Raw genomic sequence first — 3371 nt, 5'->3', positions numbered from 1 at the left:
CGGCGCGCGAAGTTCGTCGAGAACTCTTTCGAGCACGGGTAACGCTCGGCGACCGCCGACCCTATCGACGTCTAGCCTCGATTTTTCGCGAAATGTTGAGTGGCGCTGGGTAACACCGCCGCTGATCACATCACGGTGCTGCAGCAGGCGTTGGCCTCGCTGCGCATCGACGCCACCTGGCGCTGGCCACCGCTCGGCGACCGCCTGGCACCGCATCCGAGCCGCCTTCCCCTGACAACACAACCCCACTTCAACGATCACGAAAACCCACAGCCCCCGGGAAAGTCCGCCCACCCGACGACACGGGACAGCCAAACACGCCTCAGGCCTACAAATAAGGCAATCAACGCCTTTCGCGGTGTAGCACCGCCGAACCCCACCGACGCGAATGTTGAGTCCAGTGCTACGGGATGAACACTATTCGCTCGGCGCTGCCGGAGTCGGCCCACGCCGCTTCTACCTCGCGCAGAGGAACTGAGCGGGTCGCGACGTCGAGAGTCCCTTTGTGCACTTCCCTTGCGAGACTCTCGATCTCGTCACGGTATGCACGCCGATCAACCGAGCCTTGGCCCGAGCCGATGACTTGGAGATTGACCGCTCGTAGAGCGGCCGAGGGGATCGGTGATTCGGCTCCTGCCACAGAACCAATTTGAATCCAGACAAGCAGCTGTTCGTCATGGGTACGGTTCGGAATAATCGCTTCGAGCGCATGTTTCGTCGGTTCGCCCCACAAGAAGTCGAGCACGACATCGACATCCTTGCCGGCCTCGCCGAGTTCACGTTTGAGCGTGTCCGGGTTGGCTTCGAGCTCGATGACTTGACTCGCTCCAAGTTCGATGAGCCCCCTACGGGCCGGTTCGACTCGACGCCCAACAGCGACGACCTCGTATGCACCGAGGTGACGAGTCACCCCGATTGCACAACGTCCGGCGTTACCAGTGGCGCCAAGGATGAGCACCTTCTGTCCGCGCTGGAACCGAATGCGCTGACGCAGCGCAACCCACGACGCCATCGCCGGGTTCATCACTGCCGCAATCTGAACCGGGTTGGCCTCTACCGGAAGCGGGATTGAGCGTCGAAGGTCGATCGTGACACGCTCAGCCATGGAGCCTTTGTTCGTATCGGGCAGTAGGAAGTACACGAGTTCACCGTTCGGTAGCCGTCCGACACCATCTATTCCAGGGATCAGCGGCAATTCATCAGAGCTCGTGTAGTGGGTTCCGGCGGCCTGCGAGCGCACTCGTGGCGACAGAGCGGCGGCCAGTACCTCCACGGTTGCCTCGTCCTTGCCAGGGACCTTCGGTTCGGCAACTTCACCGAATTGCGGTGTGGTCCCAAATGTGTTTACTACCGCTGCCTTCACAAGGTCATCCTCCAATGGATTGGTGTTACAAACGGTGACGCCGGTAACCAACGCGTCGTATCTCTGCTTTTTCGACGAGGGCACCGTAAGCCGTGCCGGCTGGGCAGCTGAAGCGACGGCGAGGACGGTGGAGAAGGGCCTCCCACCTCAGGGAATGAGCAGGAGCGCAGCAGTGACGAGCATGACGGCGGCTGTGGCGCCGTGGATGCCCAAGGCAGTGGATATGGAGCCGCCGTTGCGCAGAACGATGGCCGCGTCGACCAGCGGAATGACGGTGGCCGCCAACATCACCCAGCCGATGAGGTGGGTCGCGCCGGCGATCATCAGGATGATGACGTATAGCCCCGTGGCGATGTCGCGCACGCCTTTGACGCTCAAGTAGGCGCCAGCACCAGGTTGGTCCAGATCTGGCTGCACACCGTAGCCGGCGGCGGCGATGCGCGGCGCGACGAGGAAGCGCGCGCCGATGAAAATGATGGCTGTGGCGAGCAGGCCGGCGAGCACGTAGCCGATGGCGGTGATGGTCATGTCGAATACTCCTGGGGTCATTAGCGGATGGGCGAGAACGAGGTCGGGTCGAGCAGGGTGGTCTGCACCTCTAGCAGATCCTCGGAGTGGAAGCCGGCCATATCGGCGGCGTATTGCGGGCTGGTCATCACCGTCTTGGTGAGCTCCTCGGGGTCGGCGCCTGGCGGGTATTCGATCAGCGCGACGAGTCGATGCGCGTCCTCGCCGTGTTCTGTCCACACGCCGTGGGTGGTGACCCCGAATGTGGGGAAGGTCTCCAGGTGCCGGGCCCAGTGCACGGCGTACTGCTGCAGATCGGCGGGCGAGCGCAGGGTGTAGGTCCTGAGCTGAAACATCGGATCTCCTTGGTCGTAGGTGTTAGCAACGCTAGCGTTTAGGGAGCCGCCCGTCAATAGCGGCGCTAGCACTGGTACCAGTGCTACCATCGGGCATGTCCATTGCGGAGCGCCGAGAGCGGGAACGCGAGGCGCGGCGCCGGCTGATCACCGCGACCGCGCGTACCCTGGCCGCTCAGGAGGGCTGGGATGCGGTGACCACTCGTCGGTTGTCCACTGAAATCGAGTACAGCCAGCCGGTGCTCTATAAGCACTTCGCCTCGATGGAGGACATCGTCGATGCCGTCGCCCTGGAGGGCTTTGCTGAACTCGCGCAGGCCCTGGGCGCGTCGCGGCGCGAGGCCGCTGGACCGCGGGAGGCGTTGGCCGCGGTTGCGCATGCGTACTGCAGCTTCGCCAGCGACAACCCGTCGCTGTATGGCGCGATGTTCACCCGGACCACACGACTGCGGTTCGGGGCCGAGGACACTCCAGCGCCGTTGACGGCGGCGTTCGTCGAGGTGCGCGAGGCGGCCGCCGGTATTGGGGGTGAGTGCGACGTTGATACCCTGACCGAGGTGCTGTGGGCCGCGCTGCACGGATTGACGACGCTTAGCCGCAATGGCCGCTTGCGCCCGGGCCGGGAGCACGATCGCATCGACCTGCTGGTCACCCAAATTTGCGCCGCCCGTTCTTGAACCCGCGCCGCCCGGCCCGGCGAGGTATTTTTGTCGCAGAACGGATCACGTCGATCGATGGGTCGCGTTGGAGCGTGGGGTGACAACGTCGCCGGCTGGCGACAGTAGACCACCTCGGGCGCACCATCCCCTGCTCGTCGATACGGACCAGATTCATGGCATCTAGCTGTAGTCCGCGTAGACGTCCGCTGAACGTGAACACTGCGGTATCTCCGCGAGTCAGCGGCTCAGTAGTGGACAGGTCTTCGATGACCTCGAATATGTCGCGTTGCAGCGCAACGACTTCCTCCCTACCTTCCAAGCGGATGCGCGAAGTCAACGGAGTCCGAAAGACAACGTCGGAAGCCAGCACCGGCGCGAGCGCGTCGCCGTCGGCATTTTTTGCGGCGGCGCGCAGTGCGGTGACCGCCGCCAACAATCCCGGTGCTTCTGCTTGGTCAGAACCTGATTTAGGCATCGACACTCCTT

5 protein-coding genes are annotated in these 3371 nt (G+C 63.4%); 1 reads left to right on the top strand and 4 read right to left on the bottom strand.

The annotated features are described in order from the left end of the window. Positions 1–403: 403 nt before the first annotated feature. The 3 genes from AC2VOU_RS17680 to AC2VOU_RS17670 form a co-directional block, all read right to left on the bottom strand. The gene (locus AC2VOU_RS17680) at positions 404–1414 is read right to left on the bottom strand and encodes a quinone oxidoreductase family protein (RefSeq protein ID WP_486958542.1); all 1011 of its coding nucleotides are present in this window, start codon (positions 1412–1414) and stop codon (positions 404–406) included. A 96-nt stretch (positions 1415–1510) separates the two neighbouring features. Continuing rightward, on the bottom strand, positions 1511–1891 hold the full coding sequence (locus AC2VOU_RS17675; RefSeq protein ID WP_486958541.1) for a DUF4267 domain-containing protein: 381 nt from the start codon (positions 1889–1891) through the stop codon (positions 1511–1513). A 20-nt stretch (positions 1892–1911) separates the two neighbouring features. Next, positions 1912–2226: an NIPSNAP family protein gene (locus tag AC2VOU_RS17670; RefSeq protein WP_486958540.1), complete on the bottom strand. Its 315-nt coding sequence runs from the start codon at positions 2224–2226 to the stop codon at positions 1912–1914. 95 nt (positions 2227–2321) lie between these two features. On the opposite strand from AC2VOU_RS17670, the gene AC2VOU_RS17665 reads away from it, so the two are divergent. Next, positions 2322–2903: a TetR/AcrR family transcriptional regulator gene (locus AC2VOU_RS17665; RefSeq protein ID WP_486958539.1), complete on the top strand. Its 582-nt coding sequence runs from the start codon at positions 2322–2324 to the stop codon at positions 2901–2903. On the opposite strand, the gene AC2VOU_RS17660 is transcribed toward AC2VOU_RS17665, so the two are convergent. Continuing rightward, positions 2875–3371, bottom strand: a 497-nt coding sequence (locus AC2VOU_RS17660; RefSeq protein ID WP_486958538.1) for a nuclear transport factor 2 family protein, incomplete at its 5' end; no start/stop codon positions are given. The two genes, AC2VOU_RS17665 and AC2VOU_RS17660, sit on opposite strands and share 29 nt — an antisense overlap.

This window comes from Mycobacterium sp. TH-M25, from assembly GCF_057473665.1.
The sequence above is the reverse complement of the archived record's forward strand: the minus strand, read 5'-3'. Positions and strand labels throughout refer to the sequence as shown.